We start from the raw sequence: 25526 nt of genomic DNA on the forward strand, positions 1-25526 counted from the left end.
GTAGCCTCCCTTCAGCGAGATGCAGGATGCTGTACTTGCCCGTCCGGAAGTGACGGCAATAATGAGCCTGTCATGGCTAAAATTATTGTCCTAACAACCAGCCATATAATCAGCAGGTTTGCGGCCGTAAAAATGGGAACAGCCAAAATGCCAGCCAAACCAGCGTCGCCACGAACGGCCAATTTTTCAATCGTTGTCGCCAACGCCGTGGCGCCGAAGCTGACGCTCCATAGACCGGCGGAAAAGCGGTCCATGATCCGTGGAAGCAAGCCGGCAAGAAGAATGGCCTGCAGGATTGCGTAACCGATGAGACAGTGAACAAAGACATCTCCGGATGTAGCCGACGAGTTGACATAAGCTAGCGAACAAACCGCTGGAGGGGCGAGCTGTACGCCAAGGGTCGGCCTAATGTGATGTCCGAGCGGTTCGCCAAAATAGAGACGACGGAACAAGACGGAATCGATTGTAAGCCACGAGAAGAGCCCAGCGCCTAAAGCCAGTTGGGCCCACTCAAATTGCCCAAATGCCGACAGGCCAATGCTAAGGACGAACGACGCTGCGGCTACAGGCAGATATAAGGCGGGTGTCGCGTCCGATAGAGCAATTGCGTGTTTCCAGATCTTTTGCGAGTGCCAAAACCCAAATCCAATCGCGAGCACTCCACCGATGCATATCAGAATGGTGGCTACCGTCGCGTCGAACGGCAACACGCTTACCGCAGTTAGCATCATCCCGACACCCACCAGACCAGGGAAGCAACTCTGAACAGGATCCGCGAGCTCAGCTCGTACGGCCAATGGGGCCAACCACAACTTCAAAGCGTAAAGCGTCAAAAGAGCTGTCCATATGCACATGGCCAATACCACGGACGCCACAGCAATTCCTTTGGGGACCGCCCACACTTGATGCGCGACCTGCCACATTATGGAGAACGAACTTGTCCCGAGGCCGATAGAAAAAAACGAGGCGGGAAACCGAGCTATTGGAGATCGCTCCGTCGGGAGATGAATCAAGGCCTGGTGCTCTAGCGCCACCTTTCCCTTGGAATGCGGTCCAGTCACTTTCGCAACGCCTTCCGATTCGAACCACTCTTTAATATTGCATCCTCACGAGCCTGCCCCAAAATCGCAGAGCCATCCAATCAAAGGACATGGGCAGCTGAATGCACACCCTACGCCTTAGGTCGCTAACGCATCGCCGGCAATTTCAGCGTCACGACTGTGCCTGACCCGAGGATGCTTGCTAGATCGATGCTTCCACCCGAATCTTCAACGAAACGTTTGACCATCGGCAATCCAACTCCACCCAACCCCTCGCCTTTGGTCGTGAAGAAGAGATCAAATGCTCGCACCATCGTCTCGCTCGTCATCCCAATTCCTCGGTCTTCAACCCGAACATTCACCTCCCTGGGATTTCCCGACACCATGGCGTGAACTGATATCAAGCCGCCGTCGGGCATCGCATCGCGCGCATTGAGCAGAAGATTCAGGACGGCATTTTGCAGCCCGGCTCGATCGCACCTTACCAAAGGAAGGTCGGGGTCGATGCAAACCTCCACACGGAGGTTTTCATCCCACGCGCTACGTACAAGAGCTTCGACGTCGGCCAAGCAGATGCCCACATTCGCATGGGATACTACCTCTTCAATCTCTCTAGCTGTCCTAATGGTCTGCCTGACGAGACAACCCGCCTTTTCGAGAGCGGTCTTGGCGCCAGCAATCACCATCCCTGCGCCTGGAGCCGTTGCGATGTTAGGGTCTCTGCCCAGGTGGTTTAACGCGGATGACGCGACTTGAATGAGATTACCGAGGTCATGGACGACGCCGGCGGTGGACATCTGCAGGGCCAGGCGCCCTTGCGGAATGTTCCGATGCCCTTCAAATATACTATTATCTACTTGCAGGCTCGACATCCGACTTCTCCGCTTGTTCGATTCAACATTCGCTTACGTTCAGAAACCAAGCATAATCACTGCGTATCGTGATCGAGGACAAACCAACTGAATCCCAGGAGCGCTCTCCTCGCCGTTTGTTTCACACAGCTCCCGCATACAATCCCGCGCCAGCAGCCAGACAGATGATGACATCGTTACGTCAGTGGAGGATTGATGGAACCGGTTGAGAACTCGAGATGACAGTCCCTTGCGTCGTCCGATCTCGATACCTGTACATATGCCAATCAAAAGCGTTCAACTAATAGATTACTGACAGCGGTCAAAGTCCGGATATATTGAACGATGGTATTCCCGATACTTTGGTGTCGATCGATTCGGTGGCCCGACGTGCTAGTTTGCATTGGTGGGCGCTGACGCTAAGTATCCCCCGATCAGGGCTTACCCGAGCGCAACTGGCTGGTGGTGGCTGGCAGAAAGGACGCAGGGATGGCTCGCTTGCTGTCGGTCAATGTGGGTTTGCCGCGTGGCGTTCCTTGGAGCGGAAGGACAGTTGATACTGCAGTCTGGAAAACATCCGTTCAGGGCCCACGCCAGGTACGACGGCTCAACGTCGATGGCGACAAGCAGGGAGACATGGTGGGGCACGGCGGCGAACAGCGGGCCGTTTTGGTCTACCAATCCGAATCCTATCAGTATTGGCAACGCGAGCTGGGCCGCAATAATTTTTCCTACGGACAGTTTGGCGAGAACTTCACAGTCGATGGCCTGCCGGACCATGATGTGTGCATTGGCGATCGCTACCGGATTGGGAGCGCCTTGTTCGAAGTGACCCAACCGCGCGTCACTTGCTACCGGATCGGTATTCGCATGAATGAGCCGCGTATGGCTGCGCTGCTGGTTGCGCGAGCCAGGCCCGGCTTCTATCTGCGCGTCCTGGAAGAAGGCCAGGTCGAGGCTGGAGACGAGATCGTCCAGGTCGCGAGCGGCCCTGAGCAAATGACCGTGTCGGAGGTCAATGCCTTGCTATATTTGCCCAGTCACCCTCGCAGCCAAATCGAGCGAGCATTGCGCATCCCCGCGCTAAGCGAAGGCTGGCAGGGATCCTTCCGGGCATTGCTCGCACAAAGCAAGGACCGTGATGCCACGAGACGCAATGCCGGGCTTGATCCCATGTCGGAATCACCTCCTGCGTGGACGGGATTTCGCCCGCTGCGCGTGATGCACAAGATCCGCGAGAGCATCAGTGTGATGTCACTGGTCTTAGAGCCCGTTGATGGACCTCGCCTCGCAGCGGCGCTTCCTGGGCAGTTTGTCGTACTGCGCCTGCAAATGACGCCCGACGCCCCGGCCATTATGCGCAGTTATTCTTTGTCGGGTGAACCCGGTGAGCCCTACTACCGAATAAGCGTAAAGCGGGAAATACAAGGTGTGGCGAGTGCCTACATTGATGACCGGGTTGAAGTCGGAGACGTGCTGGAGATCAGCGCACCACGCGGCAGCTTCACTCTACGCCCAGGCAACGGTCCAATCGTGCTTCTAAGTGCCGGGGTGGGTTCGACGCCCGTGATTGCGATGCTCCATGCGTTGGCGGCAACGGGTTCGACAAGGGAAGTCTGGTGGCTCCACGGAGCTCGATGTGGCCACGAACATGCTTTTGCCCAAGAGGTTCGAGACTTGCTGAAAGACCTGCCCCGCAGCCACAGCCATGTAAGCTACAGCGCGCCTGATCGCGAGGACAGGCAAGGTTCGGATTTTGATTCCGCCGGACACTTGAACATCGAGGTGCTTCAACAACTCGATGTTCCGCGCCATGGCACCTTCTATCTCTGCGGGCCATCTGCGTTTATGGGCGACCTCGGCGCAGCGCTTGCAGACTGGGGTGTCGCCGCAGATGCAATCCATACGGAGCTGTTCGGCCCGCGTCCTTCGAGTACACCAGGTATTACTACATCCCCAGGGCGGCCGCCCCATCCACCTGCGGAATCCGCCGGCACGGGCCCTCTAGTTTCGTTCGCACGCAGTGGCTTGAGCGTCCATTGGGGGTCAGGATTCAAGAGTCTGCTTGAACTTGCTGAAGCGTGCGACGTCCCCACGCGATGGTCGTGCCGCACGGGGGTTTGTCACATTTGTCAGACCGGGCTCGTGGCTGGAACAGTCGCTTTTCAGCCTGATCCAATTGAGCCGCCGACAAGCAGCACCACCTTGATCTGCTGTTCCCAGCCTACTGGGGACGTCGTCCTTGATCTCTAAGGTAGTCAGACAGGACTTGTCGGACCGTCATGTGCCCGCACTGACCTGGATTACTGCATCGGCGAAAGCCCGCGGCGCTTCCTGCGGTAAATTGTGCCCTACGCCGCCCGTGATCAGGCGGTGAGAGTACCTTCCTGAGAACATCTTCGCGTAGGCGCTGGCTTCAGGGTGAGGCGCGCCATTAGCGTCGCCCTCCAGCGTGATTGTAGGAACGGTGATGACGGGCGCCTGCGCAAGCCGCTTCTCCAGGTTATCATATTGAGGTTCGCCCTCGGCGAGGCCTAGACGCCAACGGTAATTATGTATCACAATCGCCACATGATCGGGATTGTCAAAGGCGACCGCGCTACGGTCGAAAGTCGCATCGTCGAAATCCCATCGCGGCGAGGCGAGACGCCAGATCAGCTTTGCGAAATCGCGGGTGAATTTCCGATAGCCAGCCTGCCCGCGATCGGTCGCAAAGTAGTACTGATACCACCATTGCAATTCCGCGCTCGGTGGCAACGGCTGCCTCCCGGCCTGTTGACTGCCGATCAGATAGCCGCTCACCGAGACCATAGCCTTGCACCGTTCCGGCCATAGGGCTGCCATTATATTTGCCGTTCGGGCGCCCCAGTCACAGCCGGCAATAGTTGCCCGTTCAATACCGAGCGCATCCATCAGTGCAACGACGTCCAGGGCAACTGCCGACTGCTGACCGTTGCGCATCGTACTGTCCGAAAGGAACCGCGTTGTGCCGTATCCGCGCAGATACGGAACGATCACGCGATACCCCTCGGCAGCCAACAAAGGCGCCACACCGGCATAAGTCTGGATGTCGTATGGCCAGCCATGGAGGAGGACCACCGGCGCGCCGGTTCGCGATCCCATATCCGCGTATCCCATGTTAAGCATTCCGGCGTCGATCTGCCTCAAAGAATCCAGCAACTGTTGTGTCGCTTTGGTCGCGAGACCCTTGCTTGTGTGATCGACAGAGGATCTCGCCGCGGCGGGACTACCTGTCCCGAGCTCTAACGCAGTCATAGCCGCAACAGCCGTCCCGAGTAGGCGACGGCGATTGTGGTCAATTTGTTGGGGCACGTCATTCATTGTTAGCCTCCTTCAGGGAAATGATCCGTGTCTTCTTGCCCCCTGCAACTCAAACGCGCGGCCGGGTGGAGGGGCGACCCGGCCGCGCTACTGGGCGAAGGCGATGGGGGGAGGATCGCCTCTTTCGCCTCAGATTGATCGGCGTAACGATCTGAACGCCTCTCTGAGCTCGGCAGTGAAGACGTAAGGCTGCTCCCACGCCGCGAAATGGCCCCCTCTGTCCACTTCATTCCAATAAATGAGGTTGCGGAAGCTTCTCTCGCCCCAACTCCGTGGTGCGCGGTAGATCTCGGCCGGATACACGGTGACCGCCACAGGGACCTTTGGGATGTCAAACGCGTCAAACGGGCCACCGCCTGCTTGCGAGCTTTCCCAATACGTTCGCGATGATGAAGCTCCCGAGTTGGTAAACCAATAGAAAGAGATGGCATCCAGCATCTCGTTGTGGGTGAAGATCCGTTCTGGCTCTCCGTCGCTATCCGTCCACTCAGAGAACTTGTCGTAAAAGTAAGCTGCCATTGCGACGGGAGAATCGGAGAGGGCATAGCCGATGGTTTGGGGGCTCTGATTCATTATCGCCGCGTAGCCAAAGCCATCGCGATAGAAGTGCAGCAGCCGATCGTAGGCGTTCTTCTCCCGATCCGATAATTCGGCCGGCGCCGGGTCGAAATTGCGGAGATGCCGAAGAATGCCCGGCGGTACAGTACTTGGCATATTAACGTGAATACCGAGAAGACCTTTCGGAGCCTGAACAGCCAACAACTGCGAGACAATCGCACCCCAATCGCCTCCCTGCGACACGTACTCGGTGTATTCCAGCCGGAGCATCAACTCATGAAACGCGGCAGCCGTCCGCGCCGGAGCCCAACCAGTGGCAGTTGGCTTACCCGAGAAGCCGTACCCCGGCATGGTTGGAAGAACGAGGTGAAAAGCATCTTCGATCCTCCCCCCGTGCGCAGTAGGATTAGTCAGCGGACCGATGACCTTCAAGAGCTCTATAATCGAGCCAGGCCAGCCGTGCGTCATAAGCAGGGGTAGTGCCCCGTCATGCTGTGAGCGAATGTGCGCAAATTGGATATCCACTCCGTCCACGCTGGTGATGAATTGCGGCAACTTGTTCAGTTTTGCCTCCACCCTGCGCCAGTCATAACGGCTGCCCCAATACTCAACGAGGGCCTGAAGCTTCGCCAGTTGGACGCCCTGCGAACGATCATCGACGGTCTCCCGTTCCGGCCACCTTACGGCTTTGATACGCCTGCGAAGATCTGCAAGCGCCCATGTCGGAACGTGGATATTGAACGGACGGATGGATTCTTCGCTAGCAGCTGCCCGCAACACTCTTGGCGCCAGATTGACAGCTCCAACCGCAGCGACCGCAACAACGACATCGCGACGAGTTGGTGATAACGACGTCGCTGACATTAAATCCTCCTGGTTCACGTCTATCCACACAATAATTACAAGGTCTTTATCCAAGGTGCAAAAATCTATAGAACGATGGTATCGGCGATACTTTCGCTGGTTGGATCAAGCGCCAAATACGCGCTGTCACGTCATCCAGAATCGTCAGGTACTGCGTGGTTAGAAAGCGCACCTGCTGGACATCGGCCGAAATCCTCCAATGGCCGTCAAGCCGTTGTCGAACAATCCTCGGGCTGGGTGTGCTTGTCGACGAATTTTGCGTTGTGCTTCACCTGCTCGAACAACGCCGCGCACCGCACTAATTACTACCCTGATACCCACGAACTTCGACGATTCCCACAACACAAACTCGTCCGATGCACCGTGGGCGTTATCCTTCTTGCGCCGGCGTGTACGAGTATGGCAGCACTCAGGCCGGCAGCGGTTTGCCGGTCTGCTCCGCTACAATGTACTCGGCGTACCAATCGGGCCAGCTGTCGTCCCTCTGTCCGCCCCTCCGCTTCTCATGCTCCCCATGGGCTTCTGCCGCGCGTCGGAGCGCAGCTGCAAGCTTGGCTGGCGAGGCAAACGTCGTGTCGCCATCGACGCGTCCCGGGAGTCTTGTGGTGATTTCCTGTAACAGCCACCCATTGCCGTCGGGATCCTTGAACGAAGTAAAGGAGTTGTAGGTTCGCCGCTCAGGATCCCTCCCTTTGATCGTCGGCTGTCCAGGCCCTGTACGATATGACACTTCGCTCGCATCGACCCCGCGAGCCGCGAGTTCGGCGTGCGCCGCTTCGATATCGGAGACGACGAGATAGAGCCCCTGTACGGAACCGGGCACGGCGGACGTGAGGCCGATACCGAAGTGGATCGAACTTGGCGAGCCGGGAGGCGTGAACTGGACAACCCGAAATGCGTCACCGACGGCAATGTCGGCATCGAGCCTCCAACCCAGGTCGCCGTAAAACCGCTTAGCCCGGTCGACATCCGAAACAGGAATGACAACGACCTCAAGCTTCATATCGACCGCCGGCAATTCCTGGCGCTTCTTGACTGCATCGGTGCGCTCTACATCATCGCTCATATCAAGCTCCATCGGTTCGGCGGCAACACTCCCCCCAGTGCCAACACGAGAGCAGAGCAACGCGACCCCATCAATTACCCGATGGTATCGGTGGTTGGCGTTCCACTGTACACAATGACTGGATCGAGCAGCCACCTCGCCACGGCCCTCGCCCGCTCGCTGAGAATCGTCTTGGATCCACGCCTTCAGCGTTCCGGGAGGGGCGCCGACGATCCCCACCGTCGCCAACGCCGCCAGGAACTCGCGCTCTGCAGGCAACAATGATCTCCTTGGCATAAGCTTCGGCCTCATTTGCTCCCGATGGAAAATCAAGGACCTATCTCCGGACACGTGCGCCACCTACTGAATGCAATTATCGTGCAAACCGAAATTGTGGGCCGCTTAAAGTATGGGATCCATGACGCTTTGGTATCAGGTGGAGCATTTGGCATCGCGCCAAGGACTACCTGCACACGGCGGGAAGCCATCGGAGAGCTGAGCAACAAGCCCCGATCGCACCGAATTCCTTCCTTGGCGTCCGACAGACGCACTTCAGGTCAGCATTTCTCGACGATCAATGCCAAAGTATCGGCGATACCATCGAACAATAGATTCGCGACGGTCTACAGGTACACTTCAATTCGTCCCGTTATAGCGTGGTCGGGAGAAGTATTGGTAGTTTATCGTGGCGATTGTCAGCTCGGCGGTTGCTCAGTGAGGAAAAGGAATACGTCATGGACGTTAGAGCTAAATGTCTCGTCACCGCATTTGCACTCTCAGTAATCGGGGGAAGCGCGTTTGCCGGCGCACTTGATGTCATCGACCCGATCAACCAGCTGTCGTTTAGCCATACCAGTTCCATTAAGAGGCAGACCCATACGGATCCGGTTATGAGGAGCAGGTTTAGGGCAGCCCTTGGAACCCTCCCAATGGGCAAGCGCAAGGCGATGATAAGAGAATGTCAGGACGCGGGGATGACCAAACCTTACGCGGAATTCTGTGCTGATCTGAATGCTCTTGGCCAGGGGCATTGAAGCTGTTCCGATCGAACAGGGGATCACCTATCCGTCAGTATTGTTCGAGGTGCCAGGTGATTCGGTCTATCGCTATCGGTTCGGGTGATTGCCGGGTCATGAGGTGTGCATTCTAAGAATCGCAGTCAGGGCGTTACTTTAACGCCAGGTTATTGGTGCTATCTACGATCATCAAATGATGTTCAGACTTATCGACAAACCGTTAATGTTAAATACTATTCGATGATAGGAGATTGTTATGCTTCTATACCGCTTCGCTATCTCGAGGGCAGCAGCAAGCGCCGGTTGTCTTATTCTCACTATTGGCTTCGGTTTGGCGCCAATCGGCGGTGCCCGCGCGGACACGTTGCCCGGACAGGCTGGTGCCCCTTACCAGAGTATGCCGTCGTTGGCGCCGATAGGCGCGCGCGTCGATCAGTACCTTCCGATTCCCAAGGAGGACGTAACCCCCGCCATCGACTGGAAGAAGGGATACCGGAGCCAAAAGCTGGGTCGCGGCCTCTACATGGTCACCGACAACGGGTACCAGTCGATGTTCCTGGTGTATGAAAAAGGTGTGGTTGTGATCGACGCCCCTCCGGGGTACTCGGCTCACATACGCCAGGCAATCGCTGAGGTGACGGATCGGCCTATCACATATCTCGTCTACAGCCATGCGCACGTGGATCATATTGGCGGCGCGAACGACCTCGGCGGCCGTCCAATTATCATCGCCCAGGAAGAAACCTTGAGGCTGCTCGATCGGGCCAAAGATCCCAGGCGCCCCCTACCGAGCGTCACATTCAAGGACCATTACACCTTGAACGTCGGTAGTCAGGTTCTTGAACTGACCTATCCCGGCAGCAGTCCACATGAGCCGGGCAACATCTTCATCTATGCTCCAGAACAGAAGGTCCTGATGGTGGTGGACGTGATCTTTCCTGGCTGGATGCCTTGGCGTCGCTTCGCACTTGCCAAGGACATCCCCGGCTACTTCGACCAAGTGGCCTATATCGATACATTGCCGTTCGAAACGCTTGTTGGGGGTCATGTCAATCGCGTAGGCACGCATTCCGACGTCCGTACTCAGCTCGAATTCATGAATGACCTGAAGGCCGCCGCAGCTGCTGCGCTGAAGTCAACGCCGCCCGGCGAAGAAATGGAAGCAGAAGACACGGCCAACCTCTGGGCTGTCTATGACAATTATATCGACCGCGTCGTCGTGCAATGCGTCAATGCGGTCACGCCCAAGTGGCAGTCCCGACTGGCCGGGTATGACGTGTTCATCTGGGACCAGTGCTACGCGATGGAGCAGAGCCTTCGTATCGATTGAAGGCCTACAATCCGAGGGTTTCAGACTGGGTTGTCCCTCTGGGCGATCTCGTCGAGGGGCGGTGCGGGGGCGTTCAATGGGTTTGCCGGACTAGCAGCCAATACGGCGACTGATCCGCGATCCGGCCACACCGAGCCAACTCGCAAGTTGACTAGCCACATGTTGGAGATTGGATCGTTGAAATGCTCCGAGCTGAAGGCTTTGAAGGACCCGCGCAACCGCCGTTTGAGAGTGATGACCAATCGCAACCAGCGGCATCTCCCGCAATCGGTTCTGTGGCTTCGTCTGCATCAACGCGAGCACCAATAGGTCAGGCTCGGAAGGTAGCTATCGTGGTGGTGGCGACTGTAACGATTTCGCTCTCGGGAGCCTGGGCCTGGCAATGGTATTTTCACGGCCGTTTCGAGGAGACCACGGACAACGCTTATCTGCGCGGCGATATAACGAGCATCGCGCCCAAGCTCTCCGGCTATGTGGTGGAAGTCCCGGTTGGAGACAACGCCAACGTTCGCAAGGGGAGTTTGCTGTTTCGCATCGACGATAGTGACTACCGGGCGAAACTCGACCAAGCCATTGCCACCCTGTCCACGCGACAAGCCGATATCGCAAACATTGGAGCAACGCAGAATCTGCAAGATGCCTTGATAGAACAAGCGGCGGCACAGGAGCGGTCGGTCTCAGCGGATCTGCTGTTTGCAAGAGCCAATCTTGACCGCTACACCGCTCTCCAGAAGAGCGGAACAGCCAGCGAACAAAAACTCCAGGATGCACAGACCGGGTTCACAAAAGCCGAGGCTGCGGATAAAGCCGCGGCGGCCAATACTCTGGCGCAAAGGCTCAAGCTTGGCGTGCTAAGTGCCCAACTCGCCGGCGCCCAAGCAGCGATGGCTCAGGCGAAAGCGTCAGTCAGCCTGGCCAGGATGGATCTTGCCAATACCCTCATACAGTCGCCAATCGACGGTGTCGTAGGCAACCGGCAAGTTCGCGTCGGGCGGTACGTCACTCCCGGCACCCCGGGTATGGACATCGTTCCGGTACAAGATGTGTGGGTCGTGGCCAATTTCAAGGAAACCCAGCTAAATCGAATGGAAATCGGGCAATCAGTTCGGGTGATGATTGACGAGTACCCTGGTGTTCAGATTGATGGTGTCGTTGACAGCTTTGCCCCGGGTAGCGGGGCTGCCTTCAGCGTGCTGCCACCGGACAATGCGACTGGTAACTTCATCCGCGTCGTTCAGCGCGTTCCAGTCAAGATAAGACTTACACACAATCCGTTGCCAGGCCGGCTGCTTCCCGGACTTTCAGCCCGCATTGCTGTCCGGGTGAGCCGAGAGACCGATCCCGCAACCACCTCTTCGAACCCGGTTGGCGAGCTTGCCGGAAATCGGCCTGGTGCGGCGAAATGAGCCGTCAGATCGGACCGCGACACTCAGTGGCGAAGCCCGAAGCGCTGGGCGACGTGTTGGTCTTGATCGGAGTTGTACTGACCGCCGTCATGGATTCGATCGCCAGCACGGCGCTCTCTATCGGGCGCCTGGATATGCTGGGCGACATACATGCCACGAGCGACGAATTCGCGACTTTAGACATCGCATTTCTCGCGGCCAAAATGACCGGCTTCTTGGTCGCGCCGCTGTTTGTTGCAGCGCTGAAGCCTACACCCTGTTTGCGCGCCGGCGCGGTCGCGCTTCTCCTGGCGTCTGCTGCAATGATCACTTCCGCCGATATTGCCTGGATTGACTTCTGCCGCATCGTTCAGGGTCTTGCCGGCGCGACTGTGCTCGTGGCAGGCCAGACGCTGCTGTTCTTGCGTTTCTCAAGCCCTCAGCAACCGGTAGTGCAAGCTGTTTTAGCCCTGGGCTCGGTGATGGCCCCGACGACCGTGACGCCAGCCCTGCAAGGCTGGCTTGTCGACCACCGGTCATGGGACTGGATATTCCTGAGCAACGTGCCGGTGGGCATTGTCGCCCTGGTCATGCTGGCGGCGGACCGGAGGCAAGCGTTCCGCGACAAGATCCGCCTCCCCTATCCCCAGGTCGTGCTGGTTGGAATCGCCGCTGCATCTTTGACGTATGTGTCGCAGCAAGGCAGCAGGTTCAATTGGTTCGATGACGGGCCCATCACTCTTTTCGCCCTGAGCGGCTTGCTGGCGGTCATCCTCCTGCCGCTGTGGGAACTTGGATTTGCATCGGACCGTTCGATCCTCCCCACGTCGCCTTTGGGTGATCCCGACTTTCGCTTCGCATTTGTCGTCAGTCTGGTAGCCGGATTCGCGTTGTCCGGCAGCGCCTTTCTCATCCCGGCCTTTGCCCTAAACGTTCTCAGTTTCACGGCTACGGATGCTGGAACACTCCTTTTGCCGAGTGGAGTAATCTTGGGGTGCACCCTGCTGCTGGCGGGGGTCGGGGTACAGAAAAGCAGAATAAATCCGCTTGCTTTGGCTCCTGTCGGTGTCGTGTGTTTCGCCTCGTCAATGTGGTTCCTGTCGGGTTCGACAAGCGACAGCGGAACTGTGGATCTGGAGTTTCCACTGCTCCTGCGCGGCTTTGGGCTGGGTCTCCTGTTCATCAGCCTGACGCTGTCTGCCTTCATGCGGCTTCCCGTCAAGGCCTTGCCATTCGGGATCGGTCTTTTCGGTCTTGGTAAACAGATTGGTGGTCTGACCGGTACTTCTCTGCTGCAAACTTATCTCGATCGACAACTTACTTATAACAGGACCATCCTGGCGTCCCACTTGGCCGTTGGCGATGTCTCGCTCGAGGAGCGTCTGAAAGCGGTGGCAGGCCAACTTGCGGGCAGGGGCCTCGACAGTGTTGTCTCTGGTAGGGCCGCGCTATCGCTTCTGCGGCAGGCTGTCGACAGGCAGGCGATCGCCATTTCCTTCAATGAGGCCTTCTTCGCGCTTGTGCTGTTGTTCTTGATCGCGGGGCCTTGCCTAGTCGTCTGCAAGAGGGTTCTTGGCCGTCGATCCTCGGGCGAATAAGTTTACCGAGGATCTAGGCTGCTATTGTCGGAAACGCCGGGGGAAACATCTGTACTCAACAGATGACGAAACATAGTCGACCTAACTCAGGACTCGTCCTGGGGCGTTCCCATCGCCGCCTGTGCCTCTTGAGCATTGGCTGGGCCTCGGAGAATCTTGGCAGCGAATGCGGCAATAATCGCGCCTACGACCGGTCCCACGACGTAGACCCACCACGTTGACAGATCGCCTCGCGCCAGGTCGGGTCCGAAAGCACGGGCAGGGTTCATCGCTGCTCCTTCGTAGGGGCCCCCCAGGGTCCCCAGCGACATCACGTAGGCACCCACGGCGATAGGGATAAACTGGCCATTGAGCTTCGGGCCGTTTGCCATCGAGATCACCATCAAAACCATGCCAAATGTCAGGATGGCCTCGAAGAACACTGCTTGGATGAGTTGCTCAGGTTGCGGAATCGTGGCCGCGAGATTGCCTTCGATACCGAAGAACGAACGGGCAAGAAGTGATCCCGCCGCCGCGGCAATCAACTGCACAATGACGTAGGCCATGCACATCGGCCAACCCATATCGCCGCGCAAGGCAAACGCAAATGTCATGGCAGGATTGAAGTGCGAACTAATGTCGCCGAGAAAATAGATCGCCGCGACCAGCCACAATGCAGAAATCGCCGACAGGATGAACGCAGCGATGATGGGCTCAACCTTTATCCCGCCGTGCAAAACCAGAATGGCTGCACCGGCTGATAATACGAAAGTCAATCCTGCAGTGCCGATAAACTCTGACAATAGGCGCCTGAACCGATGTCGGGGACTTTTCCAGTTTGCGTTGAAACGAGACTCGCCGATCTGCAGTGCGAGAGCGGCCTCGCCGAAGCCAACAGGATGGGTGCTCATGGATATCCTCCTGGGAATAGCTAGTTGAAGGTGATGACCGCCTTGCCCAGGACGGCAGCAGCGGCCGCCGGCTTGGACGAGCTAACGCTCACCTAGGCGGATGTTGCGACGTACGGTCTCACCATCTTTTCTGGTTTAACCACGCGGTCGAACACTGCTTCGGAAACGAGGCCCAGCTTCAGAGCAGCTGCTTTCAGCGTGAGATCGTTGTCCATCGCATAGTGCGCAATCTTCGAAGCTTTATCATAACCAACGACAGGCGAGAGTGCGGTGACGAGCATCAGCGAATCGCGGACATCCCGGGCAATCTTCTTCGTGTTGGGCTTCGTACCCTCGATCAGGAACCGACGAAAGTTCGTGCAGCTGTCGGTGATGATCGTGATCGAGTGGGTGATGTTGTGGATGATCAGGGGCTTGTAGACGTTCATCTCAAGATATCCGCCGGCCCCGCCGAACCCCACTGCAACATCATTGGCCATCACTTGCACGGCAGCCATGGTTAGCGCTTCGGCCTGGGTGGGATTCACCTTGCCGGGCATAATGGAGGAACCCGGCTCGTTCTCCGGTATTATCAGTTCGGCGAAGCCTGTTCGGGGTCCGCACGACATGAGACGAATGTCGTTGCCAATCTTGTAAAGTGAAGTTGCCAGAGTGCGCATCGTGCCAGAAAACTGTACCAAGGCGTCGTGTGCGCCCTGGACGGCAAACTTGTTGGGCGCGGTTACAAATGGGAGCTGGGTCAGCCTCGCGATTTCGGCCGCGGCTGCTTCTGCGAAACCTGGTGCGGAATTGATCCCGGTGCCAACCGCCGTCCCGCCGAGGGCGAGACGATAGACGCCGCCTAATGAACTCTCGAGCCGATCAAGGTTGTCGGTCAGCATTTCAGCATATCCAGACCATTCCTGGCCCAAAGTCAGCGGCGTTGCATCCTGCATATGAGTACGGCCGATCTTGATGATGTCGTTCCACTCCTCGGACTTGGACCGGATGGCTTCCTCGAGCTGCTTGACCGCCGGAATCAGGCGCCGTTTAGCGTTGGTTGACGTCGCGATGTTCATCGCGGAAGGAAATGAATCGTTTGACGATTGCGCCATATTAACATGGTCGTTTGGATGAACTGGCGTCTTACTCCCAAGGACGGTCCCGGTCAGCTGACAGCACCGGTTGGAAATCACCTCATTAACGTTCATGTTGAACTGAGTACCGCTGCCCGTCATCCACACGTGGAGCGGAAACATGTCCTGATGCTGCCCCGCCAATATCTCGTCACATGCCTGCACAATCAGTCGATGGACTTGAGCATCGAGCCGTCCGCCTGCCTGATTGGCGTTGGCAGCGCCTTTCTTGAGCACCGCATAAGCTGTGATCATTTCCCGCGGAATCAAATCTCTCCCGATGGAAAAATGATCGAGAGACCTCTGCGTCTGAGCCCCCCACAGCTTGCGGGCTGGGACGTTCACCACACCCAGACTGTCGGTCTCCTTGCGCATGCGAGTCACGGTCCGTCCTCTTCACAACCCTTGATATTGCTCGTTGATTCGAGTCTCCGTAGACCGCTACCGATACTTGGCTGTATATTCGTTTAGGTTTCTCTCTACCTTTCCGGGCCGCTGTAGTCCTTCGTTGACGAGTACCTTTAGACGCGCCTGGGCCGCAGGCCGTTGTACGGAAGTGATGAACGCATCCCACCCCGGCTGCATCTCAGAGTCCGGTGGCAGGCTAGCTTGGTTGATCAAGGTCTTAGCGTCAGCGATCGCCTGCCCGTCGAACGACGCAATTCGCGTCGCCAAGGCGTCGACAAAACTGTCCAATTGTGAATCGGGCAGCGCCCGATTCACATAACCGTAGCGCTCGGCTAATTCGCCATCAAAGCCCTCGGCACCGATCAACATCTCGATAGCGCGGCCGCGGCCGACCAGCCGAGGCAGCCGCGCCATAGGGCCGCCCCCAGGGACGAAGCCGGCGCCAACTTCAAACTGCGACACAACCGCTTTCTCTCGACTGGCAAACCGCATATCCGCGGCGAGCGCAAGCTCACTGCCTATACCACTCGCCCGCCCACGAATTGAAACGATCGTCGCAGCCTTCAGCCGACTGATGCGTACCATGACATCAGGCACGGGATGCATACCTGTTGGCCCCGGCTCCATGCCTGTGGAATCCTTGAGGGGACCTAACAGGTCGTAGTGGGCGATGAAATAACCAGGGACCGCGCTGTCAAACACTACTACCTTGACCCTCCCATCAGCTTCGATCTGCCCAACAATTTTTGCAAGCTCGCGGACCTCGGACGGGCCAATGATATTGAGTGGAGGATTATTGAAAGTGACTTCCCAGTAGGCCTCGCTCTTGCGTGTCAGGCGGATCTTTTCGGTCGTTTTGCTCAGTGTCGCTGCAAGCGGCGCGCTAGCAACACTGGGCAACGTTGTTTCCTGTCCGAAAACGTTCGGAGGCCCCTGCAGGAATGCGACAACGGCCAACAATACTGACTTTTTGACCTTGGAATACATCATAGCCAATTTACCTCGCTAAATGTCAAAATCCGCCACATACAACATGATCACATCGCGGCACCAAGGGTTCAGTTAAGCCACTTCACGCGCACAACTCACCCATCACTGCCTCTTATCAGCAACAGAAGCTCTACTGTCCCTTTTATATATAAAATCTACTTCAGACACCACAATAATGTACGAATGTCGGGGCTGAGACGATAGCACCATGGTATCGTCAATACCTTGGGATTGATGGAGCCTCCCACCGCGCGATGGCGTTTGAATCGGTACCCAGTCGCGGAGAAAAGCGACTACTCAGCGGTGGCGAGTCGGGCTGCCATGTTCACCAGCTCGGCCAGCGAGCGGGCCTGCATTTTTCGCATAGCCTGGCCACGATGTGCCTTGACTGTGATTTCGCTGATGCCAAGCTCAAAGCCGACCTGCTTGTTCAAGAGACCAGAGACGACCAGCGTCATAACCTCTTGCTCGCGACGGCTGAGCGATCCGTGGCGATGCCTGAGAGCTTGCAAATCGGCGTCCAGAGCGAGAGCGGTCTTGCTCCTTTGGAGTGCCAGCTTGATTGCACCCAATAGTTCCTCTTCGTCGAATGGTTTGGTTAGAAACTCGACAGCCCCGGCCTTCATCGCCTTGACTGTCATCGGTACGTCCCCGTAGCCGGTTATGAAGATGATGGGCATAGGGGTACGCTCGTTAGCCATCAGACTCTGCAGGTCGAGCCCACTCAGATCCGGTAGATTGACGTCCAAGATGAGGCAGCTCGAAACCAGGGCAACCTGGGGTCGATCGAGGAATTCTTTTGCTGAACCGAACGCCTCCGGCTGCCAACCTGACGAGCAGATTAGCAACTCTAATGATTCACGCACCGAAATGTCGTCGTCTACAATGAACACCACGGATGCTTCGTCCGACATCGCGACACTGCCTAGTTCAGCCGCTACACCCGTGTACATGGCAATTATCCTCCTAAGCCGGCATTAACAATCCATCACTTTCAAGGCTTACAAACCGCCAGATGGAGAGCCTCCTGAAGGGCCCTATCGCTGAACGGCTTAAACAAGCACTCGACCGCACCCTGTTCGATGAGACGAAGCCGCATGGCACTGGTCCGCTGCGCGGTAATGTAGACGATCGGAATCTCTTGCCCGCGACGCGCTAGTTCCTGTTGCAGTTCGGGGCCTGTCATGACGGGCATGGTGACATCGAGAACCAGGCACTTGGCTTCATGAATGCTGTCAGACGCCAGAAACTCCGTTGCCGAAGCGAATGTGTCCACCCTGAAGCCCAACTCCTTGAGCAAATCTGGTAAGGACTCGCGCACAGACGTGTCGTCGTCAACCACTGACACCAGTGCATCCGCAGGCTTCATCTCGCTCCCGCCGATCTTCGAACACCACCGACCGCGGACGCCGTACCAACACTCACATCCTGCAAAGACAATCGCTCCCTGGAGTATTCGGGCACGGAGAACGTGAACGTCACTCCCGGGCCATCATTTGCTGCTGCCCATAGACGCCCGCAGTGACTCTCGATGATGGAACGGCTAACGGACAATCCCATCCCCATGCCTTCATTCTTGGTGGTGTAGAAGGGTTCAAAGAGCCGCTCCGCACCATCTGGGCCGAAACCTGTGCCGGAATCCCGTACAGACAGGCGCACATGGTCATTTCCATCCGCCTCGGTCTTTACTATCAACTGCCTTGGGCGATCATCTACCCCGCTCATGGCGTCCACCGCGTTTCGCATCAGGTTCATGATCACCTGCTGAAGCTGGACACGGTCGCCCGCAACGAGCGGCAGACCCTCAGCCAATTGGGGCTGAAGAACCACGCGACTGCTCTGAACGTCGCCCGACGACAAAGCGATCACCTCCCTTGCCGCCTCGTTCAAATCCACCGACTGAAGGGTAGGTGCTCGCTTGCTGAAGAGGGCGCGTAATCGCGTTATCACATCTGCGGCTAGATTGCCGTCGCGGATGGTTCGGCGGGCGGTTTCGCGTGCGCCGTCAATGTTTGGAGGATCGGCCGCCAACATGCGCAGGCAGGTGCTCGCGTTCGTAATGATCCCCGATAAAGGTTGACTGACTTCATGGGCAATCGAGGCTGTTAATACTCCGAGGCTCGAAACCCTGGTTACATGTGCGAGTTCAGACCGGGCTCTGCCAAGTGCTTGTTCAGCCTGTCGCCGCCCCGTCACGTCCTGCACTGCGGTGAGGCATTCCATGCGATCATCCTGATGGCGAATGACCTTGCCAAACGTGCGTAGAAATTTGACCCTGCTATCCGGCATCCGCAGCCGGATCTCATAGCCGAGATAACTCTGCCCGGCTCGAACCCGAGTCATCTGGGCGGACAGCGACTGGAGGTCATCCGCGTGGATTCGCTCACGGAGCCGTTCAAGCGTCACGGGGGAGTTCGGATCGAGTTCGAAGATATGATAGAGTTCCTCGGAAAAGGCGATCTCGTCAGTGTCCAAGCGCCAGGAGAACGCGCCCGTGGAACTTAAGCGTTGTGCTTCCGAAAGCAACGTTTCGCTCCGCCTGAGCGCTGCCTCGATAAGGGAACGTTCGATTGCAATGCTGGCGATTTGTGTGGCGTGCGCGATGAGATCCTGATGGTGCGGCGAAGGGCTCGCAGGCTTCCGTTGGACGATGCAAAAGGTGGCAAGCACCCGCCCCTCTCTGGAACAAATCGGAGTGCTCCACACCGACCTATATCCGTGCTTCAGAACATGTAGCCGCACAGGCGACGTATACCAACGGGGATCAGATTCCATGTCCACTGCGACCACCTGCGTTTTTTGATAGGCCGCTATGCCACATGGCAACAGGTCGCCGTCGACGGGCATGCCGGCAATCGGCGCGCTGTAGTCGGGAGGCAAGGAAGGAGCCACGGCATATTCGAATGTCGAGCTGCTCCAATTTATCAGGTGGACGTCGCAGAAGCAGTCGGGGGCGGCGTCTTCGACAAAAACGCACAACGCGCTGAGAACATCCCGAAGCAAATTGCCCGACGCGATCATCTTCAGCAAATGCTTCTCGCTGGCGAGAAAAGCTTCCGCCCGTTTCCGACCCTCAATATCGTGACTGATACCGTACCATCGGATCACCCGACCCGCTTTGTCGTGGACCGGCACGCGACGGGCAATGTGCCAGCGATATGTCCCGTCACTCGCACGAACGCGGTACTCATGCTCGAACGTTTCTCCGGTCGCGACACATGCGCGCCATTTGCTCTCTTCGAGCTCGATGTCATCTGGGTGGATTGCGCCCCTACAGCCACCATTCGTCACATCCTCAGCACACAGTCCAGTGAACTCGCGCCCCCGCTTTTTGATAGAAATTCGCGAGCCGTCGGGGTAATAAGCCGCAACCAGCGCCGGTATCCCGTCGATCGTTCGTTGTAGCTCGCCCTCAGCTTCGAGGGCCTTGTCCTCAGCCTGCTTCAGATCATCGATGTCAATGTTCAACCCATACCATTTGACGATGTTGCCCGACTCATCCCGCAACGGGTTAGCGCGGATAAGAAACCATCGATAAGTTCCATCAAATCGGCGCAATCTGGCTTCGGTTTCTCCGGCTTCGCCCGACACTATGATTGTCTGCCATAGGGTGAGCAGCCCATCCTGGTCGTCAGTATGGACCACAGTCGTCCAGCCCCACCCCCTCGCCTGCTCGCCGGAGAGGCCGGTGTACTCTAGATAATGCTGGCTTAGAAACTCAGTGAGGCCGTCTGGGCGAGCTGACCATGCCATCGCAGGAATGGTATCGATGATGAGTTTGAAATCGTGCTGGCTTGTCACGAGGGATTCATCGCTTTTTGCACAGTGCTTCTTCTGTTCTGCCGCGCTCACGCCAAAAACCTCATCGCCGTTGAAGAAAGAACAGCCATGACCCACGTCGCCGAGTTCAGATCCAGCGAAGGGAGCGGATGCGGCAGTTTCTTCATGACCGTTGCCGCCTACCAGAACAGGCCTACGTCCTGACACACCATGCCCCCGGGACAACACTAACGTCTATTATGCGTAGGTGTCGGTTTTGGGACGAGATCGAATGCGCGATGGGAAAAAGGAGTGCAACGCTGCAAGACAATGATCTGCGATCGACGGTTCGTCCATGTCTCTAGTAACGCGACTTTATCGTCCTCCATTCCTGCACGCTCGCGCGCCAGGGATCGAAACCACCGTCAGGCCATCACCTTTTTGCTCCAACTCGGCTAATCCTGGATCGACCTAGACGGACGTGTGTAGCGGCGGTTGTCAAACGTCACTCGGCAATAGGCAGTGACGAGTGGGTGAGTCGAAGTGCAGCATTTTCGTTTTCGTATTCATCCAAACCTCCTGCGGTGACACAGTGAAAACGCAAGGATTTGGGGCGGCTCCGGGCGGTCGCGATGATATCGGCTAGACCTGGTCTGGGGTCTTGTCATCCAATGGTATTGTCAATACTATCGTATAGATGGATTTAGCGGTTTTCCTGCTATTGTATACTACTTGCTGTTTGCGTTAGCGACTTGACATTTATCAGTCGGAATCAGTGGTGCTATTATGCGATCCGATATTGTTCCCGGCTCTATTTTTCCGAATTATGAACTCTCAGATCACACTGCCGCGCGGCGAACGCTTTCCGAGTTGCAGGGACGGGATCCGTTGGTCCTCGTTCTCGGTAGGGGCGGGTATTGTCCCAAGGACCGCCGGCAGGCTGAAGGGCTAGTCCAGCTTCATCGAGAAATGGACGTGGGTTATTGCCGGCTTGTCACCATTACGACGGACAATCTTCTGGAGACGAGCGAATATCGTACTGGCGTGGGCGCCCATTGGCCTTTTCTCTCGGACCCGCGGCGCGTTGTGCAGAAGGACCTCGACATCGCGGAGTACACGGATCCGACGCACAACCCCATGATCCCTCACGTTATCGTCATGGAGCCGGGTCTTGTCGTCTACAAGGTCTACAATGGGTATTGGTTTTTCGGGCGACCCACGGTGGAGGAACTGCGGCAGGACATGCGAGCGGTGACTATGAAATGCCGGCCGGACTGGGACATCAACAGGCCGGAACTCAGGGCTGCGTGGCAGACTGGTCGTAAGGAGCTTTTCTATCCTTACGGAAAGACGCGCGTTCAAACATTTCGCGAACAGGAATGAATTCGAAAATTTGTGGGTGCGCGCTGTCCGTGCTGGCAAGGTGACGAGCTTTAGTCGCCGTGTGGGGTTTTGGCCTGAGGATGTTAAGAAGATTTAGCATGGAAGACTTGAGATACGAGCGGCTCTGGATCCCCACTGGGGTGCGATCGCTCGCTGTTTTTCGAGCGCGGTCACGCCTATTTCTATCTCGCCTACCGCATCTCGACATGCTGAATGTCTCGAGCTAGATCCCTGAGATCGGACCGGGCATGCCGAGTCGAAAGCTCGAGCCGCTCGAAGGCACTGCGATCATGCGGCTCAATCGCGGTATCGAGCGGTTCAGCGACCTGGCATGAGGACCGGGAAGGCTCGCCCAGGCGTTGCCGATCAATCATTCGCTCGACGGGCTCGATCTTTATAGCGAACGGCCGCTATGGCTCGTACGCGATGACCCACGGATCCGGCGATATCGGGCAGAGCATCAGGAATAAGAGACCGCCCCCTCCTGCTTTGGCCGCCATACAACACTTCAGTGTCACGCGCCGACTAGGATCAGTCATCGCGAAGCTCACGAATGAAGCGCAGGACGATCCCCGCCATTCTCTGCGTCAACGGACTTCGGGAGGGGTGTGTGCGACGAGTAGAGCACGGTCCGAGGGCGACGCCCCCACCATCCTGAACTAGTAGCTAGTGGAGAACAGCGTTGAGCGCATCAAGCAGCGCAGTATCAGTGAACGGTTTTAAGAGACATTCAATTGTCCCGCTCTGACGCAGACGCTGACAGACCCGATCATCTCCATGTGCTGTAATAAAGACGATCGGAATCTGCCGACCTTGGAGAGCCAGCTGGCGTTGGAGCTCGATGCCGGACATACCAGGCATTGCGATGTCAAGGACCAAGCACTTGGCTTGATTGACCCGTTTGGAAGCCAGGAATTCCTCTGCCGAGGAGAATGCTTCGGCTTCATGGCCAAAGATACCGATTAGATCCGGCAGAGACTCGCGAACAGACTCATCGTCGTCAACAACTGCGATGTATGCCCGTGTTATCATCATGTATGTCCAGTACTTTCCGCCAAACTCGACGGGACATTCCTAGACCTGTTGAATGATGTTTGCGCAATCAGAGAAGGAACTGAGAAGTTGAACGTAGCGCCAAGGCCGTCGTTACGCTCAGCCCAAACACGGCCCTGATGATTCTCGACTATAGTTTTGCTAACGGACAAACCGATGCCCATACCGTCGCTTTTGGTCGTATAGAACGGGCCGAAGAGCTTCTCGACCAGAGCAGGATCGAAACCGCCGCCGGCGTCCTTGACCGAAACCCTAACATGGCCCGTTCGTTCTAGCTCAGTCGAGACGAACAATTCTCTCGGCCGATCCATCACTTCATCCATTGCTTCAGCGCCGTTCAGTATGAAGTTGAGAATTACCTGCTGCAGCTGAACGCGGTCACCTATTACGTGTGGTAGATTTTGGGCAAAATTGACTCGAAGGCTCACATTGCGTTTGTGTAATTCGTTCGATGACAATGCAACTACCTCTTGTGCGGCGGCATTCAGGTCCACGACCTCAGAGGTGGTGATTCTTTTGGTGAAGAGGGCGCGTAGCCGAGAAATTACCTCCGATGCGCGCTGAGCATCTCTGATTGTTCTCTTTGCAGTTTCACGAGCTCCGTCGATGTTCGGCGGTTCGGCAGTCAGCATGCGCAGGGCCGTACCGGCATTCGTCATGATGCCGGCCAAAGGCTGATTTAGCTCGTGGGCAATCGATGCTGTAAGCTGACTCATGGTCATCACGCGCGTTATGTAAGCGAGCGCCGCCTGGGTCTCGCGTAGTTCGTCTTGCGCCTCTTTCCATTCATGCATGTCGACACATACGCCGTACCACTTGAGGATTCGCCCGTCTTCATCACGCAGCGGTAGGCCTGTGGTTAGACACCAGCGAAACGAACGGTCGGCAGCGTGAATGAGGCGCGCTTCCACCTGATAAGGCCTGCCGGTCACGACACTCGTGGACCACGCGCGCGCAGCTTGAGCGAGATCATCCGGATGAACGAGACTTTTCCAACCGTCGCCCGTGATTTTCCCGGCAGTGAATCCGGCATAGTCAAGCAAACGCGTGTTGCAGTAGTCGATCGCCCCGTCAGGTTTGGCGCTCCAGAGCATCTGAGGAATGGTCTCCGTGAGATGACGCAGATTCCATTCGCTGGCGCGCAACCTCTCCTCCGCACGCTTCAATTCCTCGATATCTATCGTAACTCCGAACCATTTGACGGCACCAGTCTCATCACGAAGCGGATTTGCCCGAAACAAAAACCAACGGTATTCCCCGTCGAAACGACGGAAGCGGGCTTGTACTTCACCAGCACGTCCCGAAACTAACAAGTCCTTCCAGACACCGGCGCTTGCCTGACGATCGTCCGGATGAACCACGGCTGACCAGGGCCAATCCTGCATCTGGTCTCGCCCAATTCCGAGATATTCAAGATAGCCACTGTTGAGAAAATCGGTGCTACCATCGGCGCCAGCCGACCAAACATAGACCGGAATCGTATCGATAATTTGTGCGAGGGTTCGCTCGCTTGCTGCAATAGCTGATTCGGCCTCCTTTCGATCATGGATATCGATACAACTACCATACCATCGCAGAATTTGACCGAAGTCGTCATGGAGCGGCAACGCATCGGTCAAAACCCAGCGATAACTGCGGTCGGCAGCATGGAACGTCCGCACTTCGACCTGATAGGGAGTCCCATTCTCAATGGAAGCAAGCCAGACTTTCCTGGCCCGCTCGACATCGTCCGCGTGCAGCATTTTGATCCAACCACCGCCGATGATTTCACCAACCGAGAACCCCGTGTAATCCAACAAGCGCGCATTGCAGTAGTCAATGGATCCATCGGGTGTAGCGCTCCACAGCATCTGAGGGATGGTTTCAGTTAACTGACGAAGATTCCACTCACCAGTACGCAGCGCCTCCTCGGCTTTTTTGCGATCTTCGATGTCGATGTTGACACCAAACCATTTGACGACTCCGCCGGCCTCGTCGTGCAGAGGATTTGTACGAAACAGAAACCAGCGGTACTCGCCGTCGAAGCGCTTGAGCCGAGCCTCCGCTTCGCCTGCCTGACGTGAAGCCAACATCGCATGCCAACTCGCAATCAATCCCTCTAGATCCTCCGGATGAACTGCGTTCACCCAACCGGCCCCAAGCGCCTCGTCGACCGTAAGCCCGACGTAGTCGAGGTAGTGCTGGTTGAAGAACTCGGCCGAGCCATCGATCCGGGCGGACCACGCTAGACCCGGAATCGTGTTTACGAACTGCGCAAGATTACGCTCGTTTGCAGCGATCGCTTGCTCTGCATGGGCAGAGCGTTTCTCTTCGTCGAGTTGCAAAGCCGCCTGCAAGCCGATCGTCGCCTGAGCGGCCGCGACACTCAGGAGAACTGTTTCGGTCTCGCGCGGGAAATCCTCCCGCCGCGAACCTGTCACCAGCAGCCCGAACTCTCCAAGCGCGCCTAGGCGCACAGGCAGGATCGTAAGAACACTGCCGCCAACCGTAAGTCGTTGCGCCCATTCTGTCGCCTCGGCGGTCGTCAAGGGCCCCAGCATCGCCCCGAAATCCTCCGATGTGGCCACGCTTCGCGCCCATTGTGACAGTCGCGTTACCTGCCGTCGCGTATTGTCGTTGGCATCCTTGAAGTGCAAATGGGCGAAGTCGAGGTCCAGCATGCCGAGAACCAAGTCGAGTAGTTGACCGGCCATCAATGGCTCGCGGCCACCCCATGTGCTGGGCAGCGCCATAACGCTACCCAGGTCGCTGAGACAGCGCTGAAGTCGGTTATTCTCGGCGAGGAGAACGTCGATTTGCATCATCAGCTTGCAGTTCGTTGCGAGAGCGCTTTGTCGGCACGGCGTTGAAGCAGTCTTTGAAGAAACTCTTGCGTGGTGGGTACGAAAGAATTTTTCTC

General features: G+C 56.9%; 19 protein-coding genes. 6 read left to right on the forward strand and 13 right to left on the reverse strand.

All coding sequences use genetic code 11. From position 1 onward, the window contains the following. Positions 1 to 11: 11 nt before the first annotated feature. Entirely contained in the window at positions 12 to 923 is a 912-nt protein-coding gene (locus NLY36_RS07085; RefSeq protein ID WP_050591477.1) for an SLAC1 family transporter, read from the reverse strand. A gap of 263 nt (positions 924 to 1186) precedes the next feature. Continuing rightward, positions 1187 to 1912, reverse strand: coding sequence for a sensor histidine kinase (locus NLY36_RS07090; protein WP_023734862.1), 726 nt, complete (start codon positions 1910 to 1912; stop codon positions 1187 to 1189). Between the two features lie 468 nt (positions 1913 to 2380). Between NLY36_RS07090 and NLY36_RS07095 the strand changes: the two genes are divergently transcribed. Then, on the forward strand, positions 2381 to 4144 hold the full coding sequence (locus NLY36_RS07095) for an MOSC and FAD-binding oxidoreductase domain-containing protein (protein ID WP_023734863.1): 1764 nt from the start codon (positions 2381 to 2383) through the stop codon (positions 4142 to 4144). 27 nt (positions 4145 to 4171) lie between these two features. On the opposite strand, the gene NLY36_RS07100 is transcribed toward NLY36_RS07095, so the two are convergent. The 3 genes from NLY36_RS07100 to NLY36_RS07110 all read right to left on the reverse strand — a co-directional run bounded on the left by NLY36_RS07100 (position 4172) and on the right by NLY36_RS07110 (position 7721). Beyond that, positions 4172 to 5224: an alpha/beta fold hydrolase gene (locus NLY36_RS07100; protein ID WP_023734864.1), complete on the reverse strand. Its 1053-nt coding sequence runs from the start codon at positions 5222 to 5224 to the stop codon at positions 4172 to 4174. Positions 5225 to 5362: 138 nt separating this feature from the next. Further along, on the reverse strand, positions 5363 to 6655 hold the full coding sequence (locus NLY36_RS07105) for an epoxide hydrolase family protein (RefSeq protein ID WP_023734865.1): 1293 nt from the start codon (positions 6653 to 6655) through the stop codon (positions 5363 to 5365). Positions 6656 to 7064: 409 nt separating this feature from the next. Continuing rightward, positions 7065 to 7721 carry a VOC family protein gene (locus NLY36_RS07110; protein WP_050590574.1) on the reverse strand — a complete coding sequence of 219 codons (657 nt, stop codon included), beginning with the start codon at positions 7719 to 7721 and terminating at the stop codon, positions 7065 to 7067. A 713-nt stretch (positions 7722 to 8434) separates the two neighbouring features. Between NLY36_RS07110 and NLY36_RS07115 the strand changes: the two genes are divergently transcribed. The 4 genes from NLY36_RS07115 (at position 8435) to NLY36_RS07130 (ending at position 13029) form a co-directional block, all read left to right on the forward strand. After that, complete coding sequence (locus NLY36_RS07115; RefSeq protein ID WP_023734867.1) at positions 8435 to 8734, forward strand: hypothetical protein; 300 nt, start codon at positions 8435 to 8437, stop codon at positions 8732 to 8734. Positions 8735 to 8972: 238 nt separating this feature from the next. Further along, on the forward strand, positions 8973 to 10046 hold the full coding sequence (locus tag NLY36_RS07120; protein ID WP_023734868.1) for an MBL fold metallo-hydrolase: 1074 nt from the start codon (positions 8973 to 8975) through the stop codon (positions 10044 to 10046). 329 nt (positions 10047 to 10375) lie between these two features. Then, positions 10376 to 11452 carry an HlyD family secretion protein gene (locus tag NLY36_RS07125; RefSeq protein ID WP_460221877.1) on the forward strand — a complete coding sequence of 359 codons (1077 nt, stop codon included), beginning with the start codon at positions 10376 to 10378 and terminating at the stop codon, positions 11450 to 11452. Beyond that, positions 11449 to 13029, forward strand: a complete 1581-nt coding sequence (locus NLY36_RS07130) for an MFS transporter (protein WP_023734870.1) — start codon at positions 11449 to 11451, stop codon at positions 13027 to 13029. The genes NLY36_RS07125 and NLY36_RS07130 overlap by 4 nt, the downstream gene beginning before the upstream one ends. An 86-nt stretch (positions 13030 to 13115) precedes the next feature. Here NLY36_RS07130 and NLY36_RS07135 read toward each other — a convergent pair whose 3' ends face one another. From NLY36_RS07135 to NLY36_RS07160, 6 genes are all read right to left on the reverse strand, one after another. Continuing rightward, positions 13116 to 13919 carry an MIP/aquaporin family protein gene (locus tag NLY36_RS07135; protein WP_023734871.1) on the reverse strand — a complete coding sequence of 268 codons (804 nt, stop codon included), beginning with the start codon at positions 13917 to 13919 and terminating at the stop codon, positions 13116 to 13118. A 92-nt stretch (positions 13920 to 14011) separates the two neighbouring features. Then, positions 14012 to 15409, reverse strand: a complete 1398-nt coding sequence (gene fumC / locus NLY36_RS07140; protein ID WP_031199887.1) for a class II fumarate hydratase — start codon at positions 15407 to 15409, stop codon at positions 14012 to 14014. 66 nt (positions 15410 to 15475) lie between these two features. Beyond that, on the reverse strand, positions 15476 to 16432 hold the full coding sequence (locus NLY36_RS07145) for an enoyl-CoA hydratase/isomerase family protein (protein WP_023734873.1): 957 nt from the start codon (positions 16430 to 16432) through the stop codon (positions 15476 to 15478). Between the two features lie 293 nt (positions 16433 to 16725). Next, positions 16726 to 17385, reverse strand: coding sequence for a response regulator transcription factor (locus tag NLY36_RS07150; RefSeq protein WP_023734874.1), 660 nt, complete (start codon positions 17383 to 17385; stop codon positions 16726 to 16728). 41 nt (positions 17386 to 17426) lie between these two features. Further along, positions 17427 to 17801 carry a response regulator gene (locus NLY36_RS07155; RefSeq protein WP_023734875.1) on the reverse strand — a complete coding sequence of 125 codons (375 nt, stop codon included), beginning with the start codon at positions 17799 to 17801 and terminating at the stop codon, positions 17427 to 17429. After that, a complete protein-coding gene (locus tag NLY36_RS07160; RefSeq protein WP_155923331.1) occupies positions 17798 to 20419 on the reverse strand; it encodes a PAS domain-containing protein in 2622 nt (873 codons plus the stop codon). Before NLY36_RS07160 ends, NLY36_RS07155 begins: the two co-directional genes overlap by 4 nt. 558 nt (positions 20420 to 20977) lie before the next feature. On the opposite strand from NLY36_RS07160, the gene NLY36_RS07165 reads away from it, so the two are divergent. Further along, on the forward strand, positions 20978 to 21574 hold the full coding sequence (locus NLY36_RS07165) for a redoxin domain-containing protein (RefSeq protein ID WP_023734878.1): 597 nt from the start codon (positions 20978 to 20980) through the stop codon (positions 21572 to 21574). 666 nt (positions 21575 to 22240) lie between these two features. Here the strand turns inward: NLY36_RS07165 and NLY36_RS07175 are convergent. Continuing rightward, on the reverse strand, positions 22241 to 22609 hold the full coding sequence (locus tag NLY36_RS07175; protein WP_031199892.1) for a response regulator transcription factor: 369 nt from the start codon (positions 22607 to 22609) through the stop codon (positions 22241 to 22243). After that, complete coding sequence (locus NLY36_RS07180; RefSeq protein WP_050590563.1) at positions 22606 to 25431, reverse strand: PAS domain-containing protein; 2826 nt, start codon at positions 25429 to 25431, stop codon at positions 22606 to 22608. The genes NLY36_RS07175 and NLY36_RS07180 overlap by 4 nt, the downstream gene beginning before the upstream one ends. Positions 25432 to 25526 lie beyond the last annotated feature (95 nt).

Source organism: Mesorhizobium sp. C399B, from assembly GCF_030323185.1.
Taxonomy (GTDB): Bacteria; Pseudomonadota; Alphaproteobacteria; order Rhizobiales; family Rhizobiaceae; genus Mesorhizobium.